Origin of the sequence: Sorangium sp. So ce1504, from assembly GCF_051521635.1 — a bacterium.
GTDB classification, from domain to species: domain Bacteria; phylum Myxococcota_A; class Polyangia; order Polyangiales; family Polyangiaceae; genus Sorangium; species Sorangium cellulosum_B.
The window spans coordinates 7,892,270-7,912,702 of record NZ_CP150365.1 but is presented as its reverse complement, the minus strand read 5'-3'; the positions used below and the strand labels follow the sequence as shown (position 1 = coordinate 7,912,702).

General features: G+C 68.9%; 23 protein-coding genes. 6 read left to right on the top strand and 17 right to left on the bottom strand.

Annotation, left to right across the window (positions count from 1 at the left end; all coding sequences use genetic code 11):
* Positions 1-22: 22 nt before the first annotated feature.
* Both WMF39_RS29715 and WMF39_RS29710 read left to right on the top strand, forming a co-directional pair.
* The gene (locus WMF39_RS29715) at positions 23-292 is read left to right on the top strand and encodes a hypothetical protein (protein WP_437739860.1); all 270 of its coding nucleotides are present in this window, start codon (positions 23-25) and stop codon (positions 290-292) included.
* A gap of 91 nt (positions 293-383) precedes the next feature.
* Entirely contained in the window at positions 384-1,934 is a 1,551-nt protein-coding gene (locus WMF39_RS29710; protein WP_437739859.1) for an outer membrane protein assembly factor BamB family protein, read from the top strand.
* 180 nt (positions 1,935-2,114) lie between these two features.
* On the opposite strand, the gene WMF39_RS29705 is transcribed toward WMF39_RS29710, so the two are convergent.
* From WMF39_RS29705 to WMF39_RS29675, 7 genes are all read right to left on the bottom strand, one after another.
* Positions 2,115-2,666 (bottom strand): tyrosine-protein phosphatase, encoded by a 552-nt coding sequence (locus WMF39_RS29705; protein WP_437739858.1) that lies wholly within the window; start codon positions 2,664-2,666, stop codon positions 2,115-2,117.
* A 19-nt stretch (positions 2,667-2,685) separates the two neighbouring features.
* Positions 2,686-3,003 (bottom strand): exodeoxyribonuclease VII small subunit, encoded by a 318-nt coding sequence (xseB, locus tag WMF39_RS29700; protein ID WP_437739857.1) that lies wholly within the window; start codon positions 3,001-3,003, stop codon positions 2,686-2,688.
* Between the two features lie 4 nt (positions 3,004-3,007).
* Complete coding sequence (gene xseA / locus WMF39_RS29695) at positions 3,008-4,651, bottom strand: exodeoxyribonuclease VII large subunit (RefSeq protein ID WP_437739856.1); 1,644 nt, start codon at positions 4,649-4,651, stop codon at positions 3,008-3,010.
* Between the two features lie 197 nt (positions 4,652-4,848).
* Positions 4,849-5,472: a glutathione S-transferase family protein gene (locus WMF39_RS29690; RefSeq protein ID WP_437739855.1), complete on the bottom strand. Its 624-nt coding sequence runs from the start codon at positions 5,470-5,472 to the stop codon at positions 4,849-4,851.
* 206 nt (positions 5,473-5,678) lie between these two features.
* Positions 5,679-7,043, bottom strand: coding sequence for an MATE family efflux transporter (locus WMF39_RS29685; RefSeq protein ID WP_437739854.1), 1,365 nt, complete (start codon positions 7,041-7,043; stop codon positions 5,679-5,681).
* A 6-nt stretch (positions 7,044-7,049) separates the two neighbouring features.
* Positions 7,050-8,027 carry a phosphotransferase family protein gene (locus tag WMF39_RS29680; protein WP_437739853.1) on the bottom strand — a complete coding sequence of 326 codons (978 nt, stop codon included), beginning with the start codon at positions 8,025-8,027 and terminating at the stop codon, positions 7,050-7,052.
* Positions 8,028-8,485: 458 nt separating this feature from the next.
* Positions 8,486-8,938, bottom strand: a complete 453-nt coding sequence (locus WMF39_RS29675) for an ABC transporter permease (protein ID WP_437739852.1) — start codon at positions 8,936-8,938, stop codon at positions 8,486-8,488.
* Here WMF39_RS29675 and WMF39_RS29670 point away from each other — a divergent pair.
* Both WMF39_RS29670 and WMF39_RS29665 read left to right on the top strand, forming a co-directional pair.
* On the top strand, positions 8,937-9,230 hold the full coding sequence (locus WMF39_RS29670; protein ID WP_437739851.1) for a TetR-like C-terminal domain-containing protein: 294 nt from the start codon (positions 8,937-8,939) through the stop codon (positions 9,228-9,230). The genes WMF39_RS29675 and WMF39_RS29670 overlap by 2 nt on opposite strands.
* A gap of 17 nt (positions 9,231-9,247) precedes the next feature.
* The gene (locus WMF39_RS29665; protein ID WP_437739850.1) at positions 9,248-10,549 is read left to right on the top strand and encodes a DUF3500 domain-containing protein; all 1,302 of its coding nucleotides are present in this window, start codon (positions 9,248-9,250) and stop codon (positions 10,547-10,549) included.
* A gap of 73 nt (positions 10,550-10,622) precedes the next feature.
* On the opposite strand, the gene WMF39_RS29660 is transcribed toward WMF39_RS29665, so the two are convergent.
* Positions 10,623-11,672: an iron-containing alcohol dehydrogenase family protein gene (locus WMF39_RS29660; RefSeq protein WP_437739849.1), complete on the bottom strand. Its 1,050-nt coding sequence runs from the start codon at positions 11,670-11,672 to the stop codon at positions 10,623-10,625.
* A gap of 260 nt (positions 11,673-11,932) precedes the next feature.
* Here WMF39_RS29660 and WMF39_RS29655 point away from each other — a divergent pair, with 260 nt between their 5' ends.
* The gene (locus tag WMF39_RS29655) at positions 11,933-12,985 is read left to right on the top strand and encodes an ATP-grasp domain-containing protein (RefSeq protein ID WP_437748049.1); all 1,053 of its coding nucleotides are present in this window, start codon (positions 11,933-11,935) and stop codon (positions 12,983-12,985) included.
* A 99-nt stretch (positions 12,986-13,084) separates the two neighbouring features.
* Here WMF39_RS29655 and msrB read toward each other — a convergent pair whose 3' ends face one another.
* The 3 genes from msrB to WMF39_RS29640 form a co-directional block, all read right to left on the bottom strand.
* Complete coding sequence (gene msrB, locus WMF39_RS29650; RefSeq protein ID WP_437739848.1) at positions 13,085-13,480, bottom strand: peptide-methionine (R)-S-oxide reductase MsrB; 396 nt, start codon at positions 13,478-13,480, stop codon at positions 13,085-13,087.
* 263 nt (positions 13,481-13,743) lie between these two features.
* Positions 13,744-14,529, bottom strand: a complete 786-nt coding sequence (locus WMF39_RS29645) for a hypothetical protein (protein ID WP_437739847.1) — start codon at positions 14,527-14,529, stop codon at positions 13,744-13,746.
* Between the two features lie 103 nt (positions 14,530-14,632).
* Positions 14,633-15,418 carry an ATP-grasp domain-containing protein gene (locus tag WMF39_RS29640; protein WP_437739846.1) on the bottom strand — a complete coding sequence of 262 codons (786 nt, stop codon included), beginning with the start codon at positions 15,416-15,418 and terminating at the stop codon, positions 14,633-14,635.
* 799 nt (positions 15,419-16,217) lie between these two features.
* On the opposite strand from WMF39_RS29640, the gene WMF39_RS29635 reads away from it, so the two are divergent.
* The gene (locus WMF39_RS29635; RefSeq protein ID WP_437739845.1) at positions 16,218-16,478 is read left to right on the top strand and encodes a hypothetical protein; all 261 of its coding nucleotides are present in this window, start codon (positions 16,218-16,220) and stop codon (positions 16,476-16,478) included.
* A gap of 50 nt (positions 16,479-16,528) precedes the next feature.
* Here the strand turns inward: WMF39_RS29635 and WMF39_RS29630 are convergent, their stop codons facing one another.
* The 6 genes from WMF39_RS29630 to WMF39_RS29605 all read right to left on the bottom strand — a co-directional run bounded on the left by WMF39_RS29630 (position 16,529) and on the right by WMF39_RS29605 (position 20,141).
* Positions 16,529-17,158, bottom strand: coding sequence for an SGNH/GDSL hydrolase family protein (locus WMF39_RS29630; protein ID WP_437739844.1), 630 nt, complete (start codon positions 17,156-17,158; stop codon positions 16,529-16,531).
* Positions 17,159-17,354: 196 nt separating this feature from the next.
* Positions 17,355-17,759, bottom strand: a complete 405-nt coding sequence (locus tag WMF39_RS29625; RefSeq protein ID WP_437739843.1) for a 1-deoxy-D-xylulose-5-phosphate synthase — start codon at positions 17,757-17,759, stop codon at positions 17,355-17,357.
* A gap of 166 nt (positions 17,760-17,925) precedes the next feature.
* Positions 17,926-18,333 (bottom strand): VOC family protein, encoded by a 408-nt coding sequence (locus WMF39_RS29620; RefSeq protein ID WP_437739842.1) that lies wholly within the window; start codon positions 18,331-18,333, stop codon positions 17,926-17,928.
* Positions 18,334-18,499: 166 nt separating this feature from the next.
* Positions 18,500-18,916 (bottom strand): DUF6210 family protein, encoded by a 417-nt coding sequence (locus WMF39_RS29615; RefSeq protein ID WP_437739841.1) that lies wholly within the window; start codon positions 18,914-18,916, stop codon positions 18,500-18,502.
* Between the two features lie 169 nt (positions 18,917-19,085).
* On the bottom strand, positions 19,086-19,658 hold the full coding sequence (locus WMF39_RS29610) for a hypothetical protein (protein WP_437739840.1): 573 nt from the start codon (positions 19,656-19,658) through the stop codon (positions 19,086-19,088).
* A gap of 108 nt (positions 19,659-19,766) precedes the next feature.
* Positions 19,767-20,141 (bottom strand): hypothetical protein, encoded by a 375-nt coding sequence (locus WMF39_RS29605; RefSeq protein ID WP_437739839.1) that lies wholly within the window; start codon positions 20,139-20,141, stop codon positions 19,767-19,769.
* Positions 20,142-20,433: the final 292 nt, after the last annotated feature.

Below are 20,433 nucleotides of genomic sequence, written 5' to 3'. Positions count from 1 at the left end.
CGAGGGCGGCGGCTCCTTCTTCTTGCGCGCCGCGCCCTTCTGCCTCGCGGGAGCCTTCGGCGCGGCAGCCTTCCGCGGCGCGGCGGACTTCTCCGGCTCCCCGGCGCTGCTCTTCCTCGCTGCAGTGGTCTTCGTGGTCGTCGCCCGCGAGCGCGGACTCGATGTGCTGTTCCGGTTCGTGGCCCACCTCCCGAGGGGCCGAGATTACCCCGGTATCCAGCCATGGGAAGGGGCTCCGCGCCGCCGCGCCGCCTTTCTCTATCCGATTGACGCCCAGCTCGGTTCCGCGTGACCTAGACTTGGGGCCTCGTGCTGCAGAGGCGACGGAACTGGCGTATCGGGAGGCCGATCGCCGCTCACCTCGATGCCCCAGGAGGAGCACCATGAAACGCATCTTCTGGGTCCGGTCCGCGATCGGGGCCGCCCTATGTCTTGCCTTGCTCAATGTCGTCCTGGGGAGCACGGCCATGGGCACGGGCGCCGGGCGCTGGACCGTCTATGGCTACGATCTGGCCAACACGCATTACGCGCGCGACGAGCACCACCTCGGACCATCGAACGTCGCATCGCTCGCCGTGAAGTGGGCCTTCACCACGACCGGCATCGTCCCCGCGACGCCGGCCGTCGACCACGGCGCTGTCTACTTTCCGGACGGGGGCGGCAAGCTGTACAAGCTCGACGCCAGGACCGGGCACCCGATCTGGACGCGCACGATCGCCGCCCTCACGGGCACGGCCGGCGCCGTCTCGCGCACGACCCCCGCGCTCCACGGCCACACGATGTTCCTCGGTACCCTCGCCGGCGCGCACATGATCGCCGTGGACACGCGCACCGGGGCGCTCCTGTGGAAGAGGCAGCTCGACACGCACCCCGCGGCGATCATCACGCAGTCTCCCGTCGTGCATGGCGGCCGCGTGTACGTGGGTGTCTCCTCGCGCGAGGAGCTCTTCGCGGCGGACAACGCCTATCCGTGCTGCAGCTTCCGCGGCAGCGTGGTCGCGCTCGACGCGGGGACCGGGGCGGTGCTCTGGAAGCGCTACACGGTGCCCGCCGGCTACACCGGCGGCGCCGTGTGGGGCGGCGCGCCCGCGATCGACCTCAAGCGCCGCACGCTGTACGTGACCACCGGCAACAACTACACCGTGCCGCCGTCCGTCTCCGCGTGTGTGGAGGCCGCCGGCGACGACGCCGTCGCCGCCGAGGCCTGCCTTGCGCCGGACGACTATATCGACGCCGTCCTCGCGCTCGACCTCCGCACCGGCGCGCTGAAGTGGGCGCGGCGGCTCCAGGGCTTCGACGCCTGGACGGGAGCCTGCTACTTCGGCGGCGACTGGTGCCCCGATCCGGCGGGCCCGGATTACGACTTCGGCACGGGCGCCACGCTCTTCACGGCCGGCGAGGGGGCGGAGCGCCGCGATCTGGTCGGCGCCGGCCAGAAGAGCGGTATCTTCTGGGCGCTCGATCGGGACGACGGGAGCGTGGTGTGGAGCACGCTGGTCGGTCCCGGCGGGGAGCTGGGCGGCATCATGTGGGGAGTCGCCGTCGACGAGAGCAGGATTTACGTGCCGATCGGCAACAACGGCCAGGTCGAATACACGCTGCAGCCCTCCGGGGAGGTCATCCACTGGGGTTCGTGGAGCGCGCTCGACGCCGCCACGGGCGACATCCTGTGGCAGACGCCCGATCCCACGCCGGGCGCGCAGACCAGGGGGCCGCTGACGGTCGCGAACGGCGTTGTCTACGGCGGCTCGATGAGCGGTGACGTCCACGCGCTCGACGCCGAGACGGGCGACGTCCTCTGGAGCCATCCGGCCGACGGCTCCGTCAACGCCGGGCCGGCGGTGACGCGCGGTACGGTGTTCTGGGGGAGCGGCTACGAGAGCTTCGGCATCGGCACGCCGGGCAACACGCTCTTCGCGTTCGGCTTGCCGTAGCGCTGCCCGCCGCCGGACGGCGCACGCCGGCGCCCGGCCGTGCCGTGATGCCAGGCGCGGGCGCCGGTGGCCGTCCCCGCGCGCCGCCCCTGCGACCTGCGCGCCGATCCGGCGCGACCTCAACCTGGGTGACCTGGGTCGCCTCGATGGTCCGATCGGAAACCCCTGCGTGTCGGCGGCTCAGCTGCCTACGTCCGAGGTCAGCGCGCCTCGCAGCCTTGCCCTGTCGACCTCGGCGGACGGCAGCCACTCCAGGATGCCCTCGATGGCCCGGTCGATGGCGATGCGGTCGGCGCCGTCGCTGAGCATGTACTCCTCCGCGACGACCTGCCGCGGGACGTCGATCGCCAGCAGCGCCGCCGCGATGACGACCCCGGTCCGGTCTCTCCCCGACGTGCAGTGGACGTAGACAGGCCAGGGGAGGGCGGGGGCCGCGAGCGAGGAAAGAGCCTTTCCGATCCAGCTCCTCACCCGTCGCTGCCGCGTGTCGTAGTTCTCGATGTCGTCCTCCGCGGCGACGTGGACAACCTTGATTCCCGTGAGGTGACCAGGATCGGCGCCGCGCCGGAGGTTCAGTATCGTCCCGGGGAAACCGAGGTCGCTCGCCGCTGTCATGAGATCGAATCGCCCGCCGCGGAGCAGGCGGCCGGCAGGGATCGGCGAGACGTCGAGCCAGAGCCCGAGCATCTCGCCGACATCCCGGTAGTTGGCGGGCCGGAACGTCGCGCTCATAGGGGTCGCCGGCGCCCGCCTACTCGTCGTCTTCGTCGTCCTCGTCTTCGTCGTCCGCGTCCGTTGTCACCGGCGCCTCGCGCTCGAGCTGCTCGGTGATGGTCTGTACCTGGATCTCCGCGGCGTGGATCTTCTGGCGGCAGAGCGTCACCAGATCCGCGGCCTCCTTCACGAGCGCGGAGAGCGCGTCGATGTCGACCTGGCCTTCCTCGATGTTCTGCAAGATCTCCTCGAGGCGCGACGACGCCTCGCCATACGAGACCTCTTTCGTGGCGCGCTGCGGGCTTGCCGTGTCCCCGTCGGACAGCTCCTTCGTCCCGCGCTTCGGCTTTGCCATGACCCTATGTCTCCTCCGATCCGTCCGAGCGAAGCCGCAGCACGCCCAGCTTCAGCTCGGCGATGAGCGTCGTCCCCTGGGGTGCGCGCGCCGCGTCGGTGAGCACCGCCCCTTCCGTCGTGCGCAGGATCGCATATCCCCGCTCCACGACGCGGCGCGGATCGAGGAGGCGCAGGCGCCGTTCGCGCGACTCGAGGCGCTCGGATTCGAGCGCGAGCCTCCGGGACGAGCGCGGGCCGAGGAGCGAGGCCATCTCGTCGACCCGATGCGAGGCGGCGTCGAGATCGCGCCTCGCCCCCTGGCGAAGCTGGCGGACCGCCTCCTGGAGCTGGCCCGCGCGGCGCGCGATCAGCAGCGACGCGGAGCGCGGGACCCGGGCCGCCCGGCGGGTGAGATCCGACGAGGCCGACCGGAGGACCCGCCGGCCCTGGTCGAGGATGCTCAGGAGCGACGACTCGACCTCATCCCTCGCCTCCGAGACCCGCTTGACGAGCATCGCGGCCGCGGCGGTCGGGGTCTTCTCGCGAAAGCCCACGAAATCGAGCGCGGAGATGTCTCGCTCGTGCCCGATGCCGACGACCACGGGGAGGGGGAATGTGGCGACGGCGCGGGCGATCGGCTCCGAGTCGAACCAGGCGAGGTCGGTGCGCGAGCCGCCGCCGCGGCAGATCAGCAGCACGTCGAGCTCCGCGGCGCGCGCCCGGAAGTAGTCGAGGGCGTTCAGGACCGATGGCTCCGTCTGCCGCCCCTGGACGCGGACCCCGTGCGCCACGACGCGGAACGCGAAGCCTGACTCCCTGAACGTGCCGAGCACGTCGTTGTAGGCGTCCGAGCCCAGGCTGGTCACGAGGCCCACGCGGAGGGGCAGGGCGGGGAAGGGTAGGGAGCGGTTCCGATCGAGCAGCCCTTCCTCGGCGAGCCGGCGGACGATTTCCTCTCTCCGCCGGGCGGCCTCGCCGAGCGTGTAGCCCACGTCGAGGTCCTCGATCAGGAACCGGTACGAGCCCCAGGGGACGTAGAGCTCCACGCGCCCGCGCACGCGGATCTGGATCTCGTCCTCGATCTGGAACGGGTTGCCCGCCGCGGCGAGGCGCCGCTCGATCTCGGCGCGCGCGCTCTCGAAGAGGGTCGCCTTGACCTGGGCGATCTCCTTTCCGAGGGCGTCGCGCTCGACGAGCTCGAAGCCGACGATGCTCTTGTGGGCGGCCCGGTTGTACCCGCAGACCTCGCCCACCAGCCAGATCGAGGCTGGAAACGCCGCCTCGAGCGCGGCGCGGACCTGCCCGTTGAGCTTCGAAACGGTGAAGTCGGACGCGGCCACCGCTGGCCTCGGCCGCGCGTCCCCGTTGCGCGGCTCATCGGCTCGGGCTGGCTCCGCGGTGGGGAGCGGCGTGACGCCCCCTTCGTCGAGGGCGAGGGCCCCGCCGCGTTCCCGGTAGAGGCGCTGCGTCACCTCGCAGAAGCCGAACCCCTCGGCGAGCAGCACCTCCACCACCGCGACCACGTGCGTCTCCGGGACGCGCCAGGTCTTCTGTTCGGGATTCCAGCGGCGGGACGGGAGCGACTTCACGACGTCCACCAGCCTGCGATCGAAGGCGAAGTGGATCTGGAGGCTCCCGGTCCCGTCGCTGCTGACGCGGCGGCTCATCGCGCCACTCTATCATCGCGCATCGCGGGTCGCGCACGGGCATCGCGGGGGATCTCCCGGCCGGCCTGACGGGGCGCGCGGACGCGCCGCGCGGTCGCCGAGCGTGCGCTGCGTGGCGGCCGAGCGCGCGCTGCGTCACGGCGGCGGCGAGCAAGCCCTCGGCCTGGAGGACGAGAGCTCCTCCAGCCACCTGCCCCTCACGCGTTGAGGCTGGCGAACGCCTGGGCGATGCGCGGGGCCGCGTGCGGCCGGGCGTACATCCGATCCATGTAGGTCCGGAGCTGCGGGAAGTCGTCCAGGAGGTGGGCCTCGTTGGCCCAGTCGAGGGTGTAGGCCATCACGAGATCGGCCACCGTCACGCTGTCGCCGACGACGAACTGCCGCTGATCCATGTGCTTCTCCAGCACGTCGGCCATGGCCTTGAAGTCCTCGCGGGCGACGGGGATGTCGCCCGGCTGGCGTTTGTCCTCCGGATACAGAAACTTGTGACGCGCGATGCGCCACAGCGGCTGCTCCAGCTCGGTCGCCGCGAACAGCAGCCACTGGTTGACCTTGGCCCGCTCCCTGGGGTCTGCCGGGAGCAGCCCCTTGTCGGGGTACTTCTCGGCCAGGTAGAGCACGATGGCAACGGACTCGGTGAGCACGAGGTCGCCGTCGACGAGAACGGGGAGCTTGCCGGCCGGGTTGAGCTTGAGGAACTCGGGGCGGCGATTCTCGCCGGCCCGGAGGTTGACCTGGATGGTCTCGAACTCCACGCCGAGCTCCTGGAGCGCCCAGCGCACACGGATCGAGCGGGTAGGAGCGAACTCATAGAGCTTCATCGATGCCTCCCTCCTCAGCCGCGCGCTGCGGCTGGTATCGTTGCTTCTGTTTACTTACGTCCGGGCCTGCTGTGTTTTGAGACGAACGGCGCCAACCAGCAGGCGAATGGCCGTGTGTATAGCCGCACCGCGCGACGAGTGTCAATGGACACGTTTGCGGTACGCAGATGGCCTCTGCGCCGTTTTTCGGCGGTCTGGAGGCGGGCTCAGCCCGCGTCAGGCGCTCTTGCCATGTTATGACCAGAACCAGCGTGGGCGTTCTTCAGCAGCACGAAGGAGACGATGCAAAGAATCAGCTCCGAGATCGCCTCGGAGGCCCAGATCCCGGTCAGGGAGAACAGGCGGGAGGCCAGCAGCAGCACCGGCAGCTTGACCAGCAGGATGCCCCCGAGGGTGAGCAGCAGCGCCTCCCTGGCCCGGCCCACCGACTGAAACGAGGCCGCCGTGACCATGGCCACGCCGGTCAGGGGGTAAGAGAGCGCCAGCAGCCGCAACGCTGTCTGCCCTTCAGCGATGATCGTGCTCTCCCTGGAGAGCAGGGCGATCAGCGCGGCTGGCGTCGCCAGGCAGACGCCGCAGACGAGCGATCCATAGACGACCGCGGCGCCAAGGGAGAGCCGGATGGCCTCCCGCACCCGCTCGAGCTTCTTCTGGCCGAAGTTGTACCCCACCAGCGGCTGCATCCCCTGGACGATGCCCGTCAGCGGCGCGAGCAGCCCGGAGTAGAGCCGGCTCACGATCGCGAACACGCTCAGCGCGCTGTCGCCTCCGATCCGCCGGAGCAGGTTGTTGGTGACGATGGCGATCAGGCTGACGCTGGCGCTCTTGATGAGCGAGGGGGACCCGATCTTCACCACCTCGATGATGATGGGCCAGTCCGGCCTGAAATAAGACGCCTTGATGCGATAGGAGCGGTTCTTCCTGAAAAAGAAGAAGTGGAGGCCCATGCCGGCCGAGGTGGCCTGGCAACAGACCGTCGCCAGGGCGGCGCCGGAGACGCCCATCTGCAAGATGAGGATGAAGAGCCAGCACAGGACGATGTTGACGCAGATCGGGATGATCCACATGGCGGTCGAGTACCTGGCGTTGCCATCCGCCCTGACGATGGCCGAGTAGCCGGTGCCGGCGATGGCGCCGAGGAAGATGATCCGCCCGTACTCGATGGCATAGGGGGCGACGCTGTCGGTGGCCCCGAGCAGGTAGACGAGCGGCTCGATGAAGACCGAGCCCAGGACCGTGATGGCGAGCGCCGCCGTCCAGAAGATCAGGAAGGTGCTTGCCACCGTCCGGGAGGCCTTCTCCAGGTCCTGCTCGCCGAGCGCCCTGGAGACCACCGAGGCGCCGCCGGCCCCGACGGTCGTGGCGACGGCGCCGAGGGCGATCTGGACCGGCGAGATGATCGAGGCCGCGGCTGCGGCCAGCGCGTTGACGCCCACGGAGAGAAAGTAGATGTCCGTGAGGCTGTAGACGGTAAAGACCAGCAGCGAGAACGTGGTCTGGGAAGACATCTCCAGCAGCAGCTTCCCGACCCGCTCGGTCCCCAGCTTTTCAACCCTGGAGCTCTCGCCCATGAGCGTTCAGTTTGCGCTCAGCCAGGCCATGTGTTCACCCATCCATTGCCTGGAGAGGTTGAGGACGGAGTCGGTGTCGTAGTTGCGGTAATGACACTCCGTGTTCATGACCAGGGCGAGGTGCAGTGAGTACAAGCGGCATCTTCGCTCTTCTTCGGAGGTGAAGGAGGTCTTGCCGTAGCCGCGCATGCTGCTGGTGATGCCGTCGGAAGCGAGCAGCCGGAACTGGGCCTCCATCAAGGGATCGGCCCAGAGCGCCCTCTCGAAGTCGATGATGCCGGCGACCCTGCCTTCCTTGACGAAGACATTGGGATTCCAGACGTCCCAGTGGACCAGGCAGGGGGTGGCGACCTCCTCCAGCGCGGGGGCGTGCCTGAGGACGGCGGCGCGGATCTCGTCGTAGCCCTGGTCGTACGCCACGCCTTTCCGGGCGCCGTCTTCCAGCACCGACTCCATGATCTTGGTGAACGCCTCTCTCCAGGTGCTCGCGCGCAGGTCCGGGTTCCCATCGTAACCAAAATAGGTGCCGGTGAAGCCGTTGATCGCCCGGACGATCTCGCCGATGTGCAGGTCGATGGACGCCTGCGTCTCCGGGGAAAGGCTCGATTTCACGTGCTCGAGGTTGTCCGCGGCGATCTTCTCCATGAAGAAGTAGTCCGAGTCGCACAGGTCGCGGGTGTCGTCGAAATGGTAGATCTGGGGCACCGGGATGGCCGGGTTTCGCCGGACCAGGCGCATGGCGGCGACCTCGGTGGCCATGATGTTCTTTTCGTAGAACATGACCTCCGCGTCTCTCGGCGGCGCGATCTTGAGGATGACCTCCCGGCCATCGGCGAGCCGGACGCTGTACGCCGCGTTGAACCAGCCGTCTTTCAGCTCGACCACGGCGTCGTCGCCGTCCGCGAGCGTCATGCCGCCAAAGGCCCTGGCCGCCATGGCCGCGATCTGCGGGCGTGTCTTCGTGTTCTTGGTCTTGCTCTCCACGGTCTTCCTTCGTCGATTGGCGGCCCTTGTGATGAGCGAAATGGCGTCCATTGTGCTGGATCCTGGGAAGCTGTCAAGTCGCGACCTGGAGTCGTGCCGGGGCCCGGAGCGAGAGGGGGCTAAAGTCGCCGGCGTGGCCGGCAGGGGTGCACGCGGGTTATCGTGTTATCCTGCGCCCCATGCCGACATACGATCCCGAGGAGAGGTGGAGTCGCGGGGTGCTCGCCATGCGCATCGAGGCGCCCCGCGCTCGGGATGGTCGCAGGCGGGCCGTTTGGAATCGACACGATGCCCTTCAATCCATCTTGCCTGCGCCAGCGATTGGCACCTGGAGCAGCGCGAGCGCATGTACTGCGGCCCATGCGTCGAGGCGCGCAAGGCCGTGTCGACCGGCGCGAGCCGCCGCGCCCGCGAGCTCGAAGGGGCGGCGCCGACGCTCGATCACATCACCTTCCGCTTCATCCCGGATGGGTCAGCGCGTGCTTCGCGCGCGCGGTCAGGCGACGGCGCTCGAGGACCGTGGCGACGGCATAGCCGCCGCCGCCGGCGATGGCGAGGACCCAGAAGAGGCCAGGAGTGCCGAGGAAGAGCGCTGCGGTGGAGATCAGGGCGAGCCAGGTGCCGAGGCCGTAGTGCAGCAGGTTGCGGCGGGCGGCGCCTTCGCTGACATAGATCAGGCCGACGATGAGGCCGGAGCCGGTGGGCCAGAGCATGGGCTGCAGGTCGGGCATGTCGAGGGTGTACGCCAGGCCGGTGATGGCGAGGAACAGCGCGGTGAAGGCGCTGACCCAGGAAGCGCCGAGCAACTTGCCGGACAGGGCGTCGGACTCGCTCACGCCGCGCTGGGCGCGGGTGGCGGCGACGGTGGCGTAGACGGTGCCGACCGCGAGCCCCGTTCCCAGGAGCATCATGGGCACCCGCACCATGTTCGGTGGCCTCTGGATACCCACGCTGGGCGACAGCTCCGTGACCGAGCGGGACCTGACCACGCTCGGCCGGGAAGCCCTGCAAATCCTCATCGACGCCCTCGGCGGCTGCGTCACCGCCGGGCATTCCACCAGCGCCGACCCGGTCGCCGACGCGATCGCGCTGTGGTTCGGCCTGCACGGATTCGCACACCAACGTGCCGTGAGCCGCGTCTTTCCCTGGCCCGCCGACACCGCCGGACGCATCATCACCGCGCTTGCGCACCTCAACACCTGAGCCATGCACCGGCAGACGTGAGCGCCACACCTCGATCCGCGGGACATCGCCTCGCCAGCCCCGGTGACGGCACGATCGCGCGGGCCGGTGCGGCCCCGCGCGCGCGCCAGCCGCGCCGCGCCCGCCCGTCCGGGCCGGGCTCGTGGATCGCGATCCTGCTCGCGCTCGTGACGACGACCTCGTGCAACAGCATGCGAACCCAGGAAGGCCCGGCCGGCGAGCCCGCCGCCGCGCCGGGCAGCCCGTCCGCGCCGGCACAGCAGGCCGCCGGGCAGGGCGCCCTGCCCGCCCCGCCCGAGCCTCCGGCGCCCGCGGGGCCTCCGGGCGCCGCGCCTCCGCCGGGCGGCGCTGCGGGACGCGCCACGGCCGAGGCGATCGCGGCCTCCGCGCGTGCCTTCCTGGACGGCCTCGACGGCGAGGCGCGCGGCCGGGCGCTGCTCGCGTTCCAGAGCGGCGAGCGCGAGGACTGGCATTACGTCCCGCGCCGCCGCGCCGGCCTCGCGATCGGCGACATGGATGGCGGCGAGCGCAGCGCGGCGCACGCGCTGCTCCGGGCCGGCCTTAGCCCGGAGGGCTACCGCAAGCTCGAGGGCGTCCTGCTGCTCGAGGGCATCCTCGGGGGCATCGAGGGCAACCCGGCGTTCCGCGACCCGGGCCGTTACCACCTCGCCCTCTTCGGCCAGCCCGGGCCCCGGGCCCCGTGGGGCTTTCGCTTCGAGGGACACCACGTCTCGCTCAACTTCACCGCTGCAGGAGGCGGCGTTGCCACCACCCCGGCGTTCCTGGGCGCCAACCCGGCCGAGGTGCCCTCGGGTCCCCGGAAGGGCCTGCGCGTGCTCGCGGTCGAGGAGGATCTCGGCCGCGCGTTCCTGGCCTCCCTCACCCCCGCGCAGCGTCAGCGCGCCGTGATCGCCCCCGCGGCGCCGCCCGACCTCGTGACCGAGGCCTCCCGTCGGGCCGCGCTGGCGAGCTTCGACGGCCTGCCCGCCGCCGAGATGACCTCGGCCCAGCGCGCCGCGCTGCTGCGCCTCCTGGAGGTCTATGCCCGCAACTTCCCCGCCGACGTCGCCGACGGGCACCTCGACCGCATCGCGCGCGCCGGCGTGGAGCGCCTGCACTTCGCCTGGGCGGGCGGCGCCGCGCCGAAGCAGTCGCATTACTACCGGATCCACGGCCCCACCCACCTCATCGAGTACGACAACCGCGGCGGCGATCACATCCACACCGTGTTCCGCGACCTCCAGGACGACTTCGGCGACAGCCTGCTGGCGCGGCACCTCCAGGAGGGCCACGGCGCCCCCGCCCGCGGTCGGCCTTAGCTCCGCGCGCGGACCTCCCGCCGCCCGTGGCGGCGCCCCTCCTCGCCGGCGCGGACCGAGCGCGGCTGGCGGGTCAGGCGAAGCACCCCTTCAGGCGCGGATCGGTCCGGAGGATCGCCTCGACCTCGGATACGCAGTCGCGGGAGGAGAGGACCGTGTAGTAGCCGGGCTTGATCTCCGGCGCGACGCGGACCGCCTCGATCCACTCGTCGAGCGAGAACGGGTCTGCCCGGATCGCATCCCAGAAGCCCGTCGCGTCGAGGACGGCGGCGATGAGGTCCGTCTCCCGCCCCTGGAGCTGGCTGACCACGTAGGCGGCCGTGCCTACCTGCAGGCCGTGGAGCCGCGGCCGGCCGGAGGTCTGGTCGAGCGCGTGCGAGATGAGGTGCTCGCTGCCGCTCGCCGGCCGGGACGACCCGGCGATCTCCATGGCGATGCCGTTCAGCATGAGCGCCGTCGCGAGCAGGCGCATGCCCTCGAGGTCGCGCCGGGGGCGCGCCATGAACTGGAACACGGTCGCGTCCGAGAGCAGGGCGGCGAAGTCGTTGACCGGCTCGCCGCGCGCGTGGAACGCGAGCTTCCAGTCATGGACCGCGGTGACCTTGGCCGCGAGATCGCCCACGCCGGAGAGCCACAGGACCTCCGGCGCGCGCAGGCAGACCTCGGTGTCGACCACCACGCCGAACGGCACCGCGCACGGAAGCGAGCGGCGCCTGCCGCCCACCGTGAGGCTCGCCGAAGGGCTGCAGAAGCCGTCGTTCGAGAGCGAGGTGGGCACGGCGAGGAACGGCAGCCGGGCGAGGGACGCGAGGTATTTGGCCGTGTCGAGGGCGCGGCCGCCGCCGAGCCCGACGATCGCGTCGCAGCGCGTTGGGAGCGCGGGCAGGAGCGCCGAGGCCTCCTCGACGCTGGCCGAGGCGACCTCGCGCCGGGCCACGACCTCGATCGCCTGCGCGTCCAGGCCCTCGCGCATCGCCGCCTCGATGGCGGCCGGCGTCCCCGCGCTCGCGAGCAGCAGGACGTGGCGGCGCGCCGCCCGCGCGAGGTAGAGCCCGCTGCGCGGGAGCGCCCCGGGCTTGATGCGCACCAGCGTGGGGATGCCGATCTGGGTGGCTGCGGGCATGCGCGGGTCTCCTAGGCCCGCCGCCGCGCCGCGGCTAGTCGCCGCGGGCTGCTCTACTTCCGGCCGAGCCGAACCGCTCCTACGAGGCCCCGAGCCAAACCAGGACAAGAGTCCTCAAATGAGGACGCGACGCTGTCACCTGGGGCGCCGAGTCGTCCTGATCCAGGGAAAAGTGCGATGCTTGACCCGTGTCCCGCGTCGCTCTCATCTCCGACCTCCACCGTGCCTTCGACGCCCAGGCCGACCCCCGCAACGTGGCCATGATCCGGCGTCGCCATGCGTTCTGGGCCCAGCTCGCCCGCCTTCATGGCTGGGACCTCGCGGTCTGCGACGTCGCCCAGCTCGACGCGCCGCAGGGGGTCCGCGGCAGTGTGTCCTGGATCGATCTGCCGATGCTACCCCGCGCCCCATACCACTCCGTCTTCGCTCGAGCGGTCGCTGCCGGCGCCGCGTGCGTGCTCGACCTCCCCGAGCATGTGGAGCGGGTCCTCGGGCTCGATCGATTCTACTCGGTCCTCACGAACGCCGGTGTCCCCACGCCGCGCACCGCGCTACTGCCCGTGGACGCCGCCGTCGCTGCCGCGATCGACTCGCCCGCGGCCGTGCGCCGTCTGTTGACCGAGGCGATCTACGGCGCCCTCTTCGATGCGGAGATCGATCCCCACGCCGGGGTCTTCGTCCGCGGCTTCTACTCGTCGGCCAAGTCCGCCAACCCCGAGCTCTACTACGGCAGCAACCAGGCGGACATCGAGGCCACGGTCTTCGAGGTGGTCCGCCGCCTGCGTGTCGCTCTCGATGTCGGTGGCCTCGCCTTGCGCGAGCACCTCGACCTCGAGCGCATCGAGCTCGCCACCCTGCCCGGCGACCGCAACGCCATCCGGGTGCCCTTCGAAGTGCGGCTGACGGTGCTGGGTGGCCGTCTCCTCATGGCCAGCTACCACGGCCCCTTCGAGGTCCTCATCGACGACGCGCGCCGGCTCCTCGCCGATGAGCTCACTGCCAGGAGCGACGTGGTGCAGCGGGCGGTTCGCGCCGTCGTCCCAGCTCTCCTCACCGCCGACCTCCCGGCGAACTACGTGGCTGACGTGGCCTTCGCTCGAGACGACCAGCCGGTGGTCCTTGAGCTCAACCCACTCTATGCCGCGGGTTACAACGTGCCCTCCGCGCACGCCCTGCTTGTCGCTGCGCTCGGCGCCGACCTCGCCCACCGTGCCGGGTACGCAGCGTTGCCGTGGACCCAGATCCTCGACAGCGCTGCGGCACTTACCGGCGAACGTGTCGAGCAGAGCCCGGCGGTATGGCTGCTCGGGTAGTGGCCGGCCCCTCGCTTCCTGTTCTGGCATCGTCGGTGAGTGCCTCTAGCCTCACCCCGCCATGGCACGGCGTCGACGTGACGCTCGCCGTCTCGCGAGTCATTCGCTCTCGAACTCGAGGCAGGCGGAATTGATGCAGAAGCGCTCGCCCGTCGGCGCTGGCCCGTCGTCGAAGACGTGCCCCAGATGTCCATCACAGCGCGCGCATACGACCTCCACCCGATCGAGGCCATGCTTCCGGTCGGCTCGGCGCTCGATCCGCTTCTCGTCGAGGACCGCGCTGAAGCTGGGCCAGCCGGTCCCAGAGTCGAATTTCGTCTGCGACGAAAAGAGTTGGGTGCCGCAGCCGGCGCATCGATAGACGCCCGTGCCGTGGTGGTTCCAGTACTGCCCCGTGTACGGACGTTCGGTGTTGCCGTAGCGGAGCATTCGGTAGCGGTGCGGCCCGAGCAGCAAGAGCCACTCGGGTTCGGTCTTGATCTTCTTGTCTGCCATCGCTGGATCCCGTCGTCGGGTCCTGGTGTCACGCGCGTTCGGCTCGGCGTCGCCGGCCCACATGGATCTTAAGCTATCCGCCCCCGCATTGCCAGCGCAGCGACCATCGCGGATCTCGCGGGTGCAGCGGCGGCGATGGCGACCGAGAGCAGATCCCGCGCAGGCACACGCCTCCCGGTCTGGCCCGTCTTGGCACGAGCCCCCGCGCTCCCAACGACCACGGGTGTGTTGCAGGGCGCCGCGCCGTCCGCACCAGCTGCTAGCTAGACTTCATCCTCGGGATCGCGTTCATAGTCCAGAGGTTCCTCCTGAATATGCCGAAGCCATTGCGCGAGATCGGGCGCGTAGTGCATGTAGCCGAGATCGCCGCACACTACACCTGTCGCCGCCACCGGCAACGTCTCCTCCAGCCACTTCTGGAGCGCGGCCACGGAAGGCATCCGCGGTGAGCGCGCGTGCTGGGTGTAGCCTTCGACGTCGCCATACAGTGAGAAGTAGACATCGTGGACGGCGTATTCGACGGTACCGTCGCTTCTCGCATGCCGCATCACACGGGGCTGGTAGTACTTGCCGGAAGCCTCGATGCGCAGCTCGGTCGCACGGCTGCGCGCCACGGACGCGGCGATAGGGTGCGTCGCCGCCGCTCGCGCTTCGGCCAGCTGTTCATACCATGCAGCGCCCCGCTCCAGCGTGCTTCGTGACGACTGGCGCCAAAGACTCAGCGCCTCTTCGAGCAGCTTCGCGGCAGACTCCAGACCGCCGGCGCTCGACTCGATTTCGGCATGGCGCGCGAGCCGCGCCGCAAGCTCATCCGGTGAGACGTGATTCTTTCGCAGCAGGTCAATCAGTCGGCCGTAGAGCATGGACGCCTCTGCCCACCGCTCTCGGCCGTCAAGGTAATCGGCGATCGACTCGAAGGCGCGCACGCGCTCCGCTGCTTCGGTCTCCGCCTCCGCGCAACGAATGGCCCGCCCAACGAGCTCGTCGGCACGGGCCGGGTTGTCTCGGTGGTTCCATCGGGCATCATCCAGCAGAGTCTTCCACGCCATGGCTTCACCAGGTCATCGATGCCAGTCTGACGACCTGACGGTGCGCCGCGGGCGCGACGCGCCCTTCGGCATCAGCGCCTGATTGGGCAGAGGGCGGCATGATCTAGGTTGCCCGCTCCTGATGCTCGGAGACGGTTCGTACGAGGCGCTCCACGTCTGCCGAGTAAAAACGGCTTCCGTTGAAGCAGTTGCACTCGACAATCTTCCACGCGCCGTCGACCCGCGCCACGTCGAGAACAAACACGCTCGCCGGCGCCCATCGCGAGGCCGCTTTCTCCGCGAAGTCGATCAGCTCGCGAGGGAGGTGAAAATCCCCGCTCGGCCGGTACATGCTACCTGTCACGACCTCACCGTCTACGACGAAGAGCCGCCATTCTCCATCGATCTCACGCGGTTCGCCAAGGACGACCTCGGACGTGGGCTCCACCGGCCTCGCTGCGCCTCGTAGAGCTTGAAACAGGGTCACGCACTCCGAGAAGCGAAGAATTTGTCCAGTAAAGTGCTTCAGGTCGTCGTTCGGCTTCAGAAAAACAAGCTCGTTCGGAGCACGTGGCTCGCCGAGGAGCCTCTCCCATGACATGACCTGCGCATCGGCGTTCAGCATCTGGTCGCCGTACGCAGCCACGTAGGATCGATGTTGAAATCGCGCGGGGTCGAAGAAGACTCCATGGCGCCATCTTGGGTGCTCGAAGGCGCGCAGGATCAATGTCGTTCGACCGTGAAGGACGACCGGCCCGTCGATACGCGGCAGCTCAGGGAGCATCGCGGAACCAGCAATGACCGAGACTTCATGGAAGGGCCGCTGCTCCGTGGAACACGCACGACGCAGAGCGGCTGGGGATGTCGATCCAGGCTCGACGTTCGTCTGAACGATCCAGGTGGTTCGCATGGCTCGGATCTCCGCTCGCTGCGGGAAGTCTTGTTCCTCCTGTCCAATGGAAGGCATCCCGGACCGGCATCGTCGTGGTGCGACGCTACCACGTTCTACCGCACACGGCAGCATATGAGCCAGTTCGAGGTGCCATCTGTAACGTTCGGCTTCGTCCGACGGCTTCGCTTGCGCCTGGCAACCACGCGTCGTGGTAGCGCCTGGGTGGGATGGTGTCGGCCGCGCGCGAGCAGCGAAGGAAGCTTTCTGGTGGGCCCCGTGTCGAGGATCTCCCCCTGACGACCGGCCGATCGCGTCCGATCTGGAACCCGGCACGCCTCGAGGTGTCGTGCACGAGGTGGAAGACGTGTCGCCCCCTCGCGCGAGCGGTCCCTATCGGAGCCCCTCGCCTGTTCCTCCAAGCGCTCCGCCTGCACCCCGAGTCGCCGGGCTCGGCCTCAAACCAGGCGCGTGTGCGCTCGCCGTCGTTGTTTCGGCGCTCGTCCATGGAGCAGTCCTCGCAACCTCCGCCGTGGCTGCTCCTGGCACGTGGACGCCGGCGCATCCGGAGCCGCCGGAGGACTTCATGTGGGGCGACGGGGCGTTCTTCGTGCGCGCTGCCCCTATCTGCACCATAGGTTCGTGCTTGACGTCGGGGCCGCCGCCGTCGGAGGTAGCGGTGTGCTACAGCCGCCAGGAGCTCTGCGAAGCAGGCTACGAAGTATCTCGTGCTGAGGCGTATGGATACTCCGCGGCGCGTGAGCGAAGCTGGCTCTCGGTTGCCACAGAAGAGAACCCAGGTGGCGCGACGGTTGTTTCGATGGAGTCGTACCGCGCGCTCATCAGTGGATGCATCATCCGGGGAAGTCGACACGGCGAGGTATTCCTTCGCATCGAGCGACGCCGCGACGGGACCGGGATCGCGCGGGCCGAGGCGCGTGACGGTCAGGTGGAACCGGACCTACTGTGCTGTCTACGCGAAGCCCAGAGCACGCTCGTGCGGGCGCTGCGCCCCGGCACGGCACGCGTGCTCATGGTCCGCTTTGACGGTCGGGGTGGGTTTGAAATGACATCCTTCTGACCGGCGCCGAGTCGAAACGGCGGTCGGCTCGCGCAGCCGCAACGGGCTTTCTAGCCGGCGGTCACGGTCGTCGCTCGCTGCTGGACTGCGGCGGCGCCCAGGGCGCGGACGAGCGCCTGTGCGATCTTCAAGCCGCCGGCGCCCGACGGCTCGATGGCGTTCGCGAAGTCCGCCGCCTCCGAGCAGACAAGGCGGAGGTCGACGACGTCGAGCGCGCGCGAGAAAGCTTGACGAAGGATGACGTCATTGAACGTCATCAAGGCGATGCGAGCCCGCTCCGCCTCACCGGGAGCGAGGTTGCCGTTATAGATCGTGCAGACGGTCGTGGGTCGTCCGAGCGCGACGACGGCCTCGAGCGCCCACGAGTAGGATTGCTCGAACGCGTCCACGCGTTCGCGGAATATGTCCAGCGCCTCGGCCGTCGACCGGACGGGCAGTCCGAGAATGTCGGCGTTCGAGAGCGCGTCGTTTCCGCCGAGCGAGAGGAGGACGTGGGTCGCGTCCTTCGGTATTCGATCGAGCTGGGGTCCGATATCAGAGGTGGTCGTACCGTCGACCGCGCACAGGGTGACTCGCCAGGAGGGTAAGAGAGCGCGGAGGTGCGAGGCGACATCGGGCTCGCCGTTGGTATACGAACCATTGTCGAAGATTGAATCGCCCAAGAGAACGACAGACGACATGATTCTCTCCCGTGAAATGAGCCGCAGCGGCTGGTTCGGCGGTCGGTCGGGTCGATTGAGCGCTGCAGCGCGAGCCCGGGGCCGTCACGTCGGAGGACGAGGCGGATCGGCGTCGGCGGCACCGGAGGGCGGGCCCTCGACGCGCGGAGGAGGCGCGCGGCCATCGCCACCCCGTCGTCATCGGCTGCGCCCGCGATCATGCGCTCGGCCGTGGACGGGACCGGGCGCGGCCCCGGACCCGCTCGTCGTTGCGGCGCGTGGCGCCGGCGGTCCGCGTCGAGGCGCCCGCGCGGTACTCGGTGAGCTCCACGAGGTCGGGCCGCTCGCGGATCCGCGTCCAGTACTCGACCCTGGCGTCCTCGTCGATCTGGACGACGCCGCCGTAGAGCCTGTCGGCGCCGTCCTTGCGTGGGCCGGAGACCCAGTACGCCTCCCGGGTCTCCGCGTCGACGCAGTTGTACTTGTATCCGCTCCCCGTCTTGGCCAGGTGGCGACCGCGGTAATGGTACGTCCGCCCCGATCGGGAGAGCTCGACCCAGCCGATGCGACCGTCGCCATCGAGCCCGCCGCGCTTGTTCTCCACGTACATGATCCGGCGCATGGCGACCCCTCTCGTCTGTTTCTATCACGACTCGAGCTCGAACTCGTCCGCCCGGCGCTCCGAGAGCCGCGGCGGCCGGACCGGCCACGAGCCGGGCGGACCCTCGATCGGCCTCGGGGCCCCCCGCCCAGCAGGTTGGCGATCGAGCCGGCCGACGGCCGCACGGTCAACGTTCGTGCAACACCGCCTCCAGCCGGTGGCCGTCGGGGTCGCGAACGAACGACGCGTAGTAGCCGGGATCGTAGTTCTCGCGAACGCCGGGCGGTCCTTCATCGACACCGCCCTTGCTGAGGGCCTCCGCATGGAAGCGATCGACCGCCTCGCGGCTCGGTGCCACAAAGGCGAGGTGGAAGCCTCGACCGGGTGCCTTCGCGTCAGCACCGGACGCGACGATGGCGAAGGGCGGCTCAGCTTCGTATCCCTCGGGCCCGTACGCCACGCTACGGGCGTTCTGCGAGAGCCGGACGAAACCGAGCGGCGCCAGACAGGCGTCGTAGAACTCCGCAGCACGCTCGAGGTTCTCGACACCGACCGAGACGTGATCGAACACGAAGACTCTGGCGTCCTTGGGCATGGGGACGAGGTACCTCTTGCGGTCGTCCGTGGCAAGCGACAAGGCGCGGGAGGACCTGCACGAACGCGCCGGAGAGAGCGGCACCGAGCGGACAGCCGAAGACTGCGGAGGACAAGGTATGCCCGGCGCTCGCCGCCGAGCAGCTCGCGCCCGACGAGCGCGGCCCTCAATCGGAATTGGGCCAGGTAAGAATCCCAGGACGCGGGTACGGTCCGAACCCAGTGAAAGGGCTCCAATCCGATTCGCCTTCTATCACGGCGTGCACCCACGCTTCGTGTGAGTCTACGAGACGTGCCCGGTCGGTCACGATTCCAACGATGCGACACTCGCGCAGGATGCGGTCAACGACATCCGCGTCCTCCTGGTCGAGTCCTAGCATCGCGCCGCTGCCCATGTACTTCGGTCCTTCGAAGTGCGCCGCGAGGGAGCGCCACCCGTCTTCGGCGTCCAGCGGAACGAATACGCCCTCGATCTCGGGCTGCATGCAAATGTTCCCACAGGTCTGATTCGAGTAGATGACCCCGCTCGGGCAGGGGATGAGCAGGCCGAGGCCTGCGTCGTATAGCCTGATCGTTTTGTTCATCGACCTCGCCTCCCGAACGCCCTGCGCCTCAGCCGCGCCGTGCAGCGGCGTCGATCGCCGCCGCTTGCTGGGCAGCTCGCGCGACGGTTCGCGAGCAAGCCGGCCTATCTGGGTCCGCGATTTTTTGCCCACGAGACAATGGTCCCAGACCGGGGGCCATGGCGCAGGCTCAAGGTGAGAAGTCGAAGGAAGACTCCACCAGCTCAAGGCCAGGCTTCGCGTCCTTCATGTCGTCGTCATAGCATTGCTCCACCGCGATGAACGAACGTTTGTCGTCCGCGTGAGAAAACACTCGAACTGAGCCCGCGCTCACGCCCAGCAGCTTCCCTTTCAGGAGCATGCCTTGTCCGGCGTACTTGCCCCATGTGGTAAACGGCGTGCGGGCAGGCGCAGAGAGCAACTTGGGGACGAACCCGTCGATCTGCGCTTGAACGTTGTCTGCGGGATCGGTCGGCACGTCAAAGACGAAGATCATCGTCATGCACGAACCGGGGCTCTCGACGTTCACGTGGTGATCGGGATCATTCTCCGGGGAGTCCGCCTCGACTCTCCAGTTCCCTGGGTATTTGAAGGAGAAGCCGGGCCGCACATAGCTCTGGGCGCGCACCAGATCGGCAGGCGCCTCGCTGGACGCGAGATCTTCGAGGAACGCAGCGCCGGCCTTCGTCGCTCCGATTCCGGCGAAGAACCCCGCCACGAGCCCGATGAAGAGGAACAGGAAAGCGACGGCGGTCTTGCTCATTCCGCCAGCTGATCGCGGCGGGCCGTGGGGTGTCATCATCGGTAGATCCTGCTGTCTTTCAGGCTGGTGACTACAGCAGCCTGATGCCGTGCCTGTCCAGCGACTCGTTCAGGTGCGCGTGTTTCGCGCGTCCATCGACTCGGTGCCTCCCACGGGGCTGTTTCTGGTGCCGAACAATGCGAGCATCACGAGGACGAGCCCGACCAGCTCCAGGAGGTGAGAGACGAGGCCGGTCAGGTAGGCAACAGGGACCAGTCCTTGCGCTGCGCCACCGTTCCGATAACTGGATATCTGCCAGTACATGTGCGCAGCATTGATGAGCCAGCCCATGACAAACAAGAAGAACCCGCAGCCCGCAAGGAGAGCCGGCTTGCCTTGCGTTGGATAGCGATAGAACGCGAGGGCGATCGCCGCGATGTAGGCGATGAGAGATGGTATGTGGAGGATTTGCGACCCCAGGAACGTCAGCATCGTCTCACCCATGATTGTGCGCAGCTCCTCTCGGGATCCGCCGTTTCTTGTCTGGAGGGTTCATCGCCCGACGTCACAACCAGCTGTGATGCACGACCTGTCTACGCGGTGTTACGTGTAGGCGCGCGATCCGCGTCGACCGCGGTCCCCCCGGCGTCATCAGACCCTTCACCGCTGACCGCGGCCTCAGCGCCGAGCGCCTTGAACTCCGACCCCACCCCGTCGTGCCGCCCCCGCTCATCGTGGAAAGGTAGCGTAGCTGACGGTTACCCCGCCTTGTCAAGGAGACCAACGCGTGATCGCG

Coding starts and splice junctions, on each gene's coding strand:
- WMF39_RS29670 (WP_437739851.1), top strand. CDS start 8,937: ATGGGCACCCGCACCATGTTCGGTGGCCTCTGGATACCCACGCTGGGC.
- WMF39_RS29705 (WP_437739858.1), bottom strand. CDS start 2,666: ATGAGCGCGACGTTCCGGCCCGCCAACTACCGGGATGTCGGCGAGATG.
- WMF39_RS29690 (WP_437739855.1), bottom strand. CDS start 5,472: ATGAAGCTCTATGAGTTCGCTCCTACCCGCTCGATCCGTGTGCGCTGG.
- WMF39_RS29625 (WP_437739843.1), bottom strand. CDS start 17,759: ATGCGCCGGATCATGTACGTGGAGAACAAGCGCGGCGGGCTCGATGGC.
- WMF39_RS29615 (WP_437739841.1), bottom strand. CDS start 18,916: ATGAACAAAACGATCAGGCTATACGACGCAGGCCTCGGCCTGCTCATC.
- WMF39_RS29685 (WP_437739854.1), bottom strand. CDS start 7,043: ATGGGCGAGAGCTCCAGGGTTGAAAAGCTGGGGACCGAGCGGGTCGGG.
- WMF39_RS29635 (WP_437739845.1), top strand. CDS start 16,218: ATGGAGTCGTACCGCGCGCTCATCAGTGGATGCATCATCCGGGGAAGT.
- xseB (WP_437739857.1), bottom strand. CDS start 3,003: ATGGCAAAGCCGAAGCGCGGGACGAAGGAGCTGTCCGACGGGGACACG.
- WMF39_RS29605 (WP_437739839.1), bottom strand. CDS start 20,141: ATGGGTGAGACGATGCTGACGTTCCTGGGGTCGCAAATCCTCCACATA.
- WMF39_RS29710 (WP_437739859.1), top strand. CDS start 384: ATGAAACGCATCTTCTGGGTCCGGTCCGCGATCGGGGCCGCCCTATGT.
- msrB (WP_437739848.1), bottom strand. CDS start 13,480: ATGGCAGACAAGAAGATCAAGACCGAACCCGAGTGGCTCTTGCTGCTC.
- WMF39_RS29660 (WP_437739849.1), bottom strand. CDS start 11,672: ATGCCCGCAGCCACCCAGATCGGCATCCCCACGCTGGTGCGCATCAAG.
- xseA (WP_437739856.1), bottom strand. CDS start 4,651: ATGAGCCGCCGCGTCAGCAGCGACGGGACCGGGAGCCTCCAGATCCAC.
- WMF39_RS29620 (WP_437739842.1), bottom strand. CDS start 18,333: ATGCCCAAGGACGCCAGAGTCTTCGTGTTCGATCACGTCTCGGTCGGT.
- WMF39_RS29645 (WP_437739847.1), bottom strand. CDS start 14,529: ATGGCGTGGAAGACTCTGCTGGATGATGCCCGATGGAACCACCGAGAC.
- WMF39_RS29630 (WP_437739844.1), bottom strand. CDS start 17,158: ATGTCGTCTGTCGTTCTCTTGGGCGATTCAATCTTCGACAATGGTTCG.
- WMF39_RS29610 (WP_437739840.1), bottom strand. CDS start 19,658: ATGAGCAAGACCGCCGTCGCTTTCCTGTTCCTCTTCATCGGGCTCGTG.
- WMF39_RS29655 (WP_437748049.1), top strand. CDS start 11,933: ATGATCCGGCGTCGCCATGCGTTCTGGGCCCAGCTCGCCCGCCTTCAT.
- WMF39_RS29640 (WP_437739846.1), bottom strand. CDS start 15,418: ATGCGAACCACCTGGATCGTTCAGACGAACGTCGAGCCTGGATCGACA.
- WMF39_RS29675 (WP_437739852.1), bottom strand. CDS start 8,938: ATGATGCTCCTGGGAACGGGGCTCGCGGTCGGCACCGTCTACGCCACC.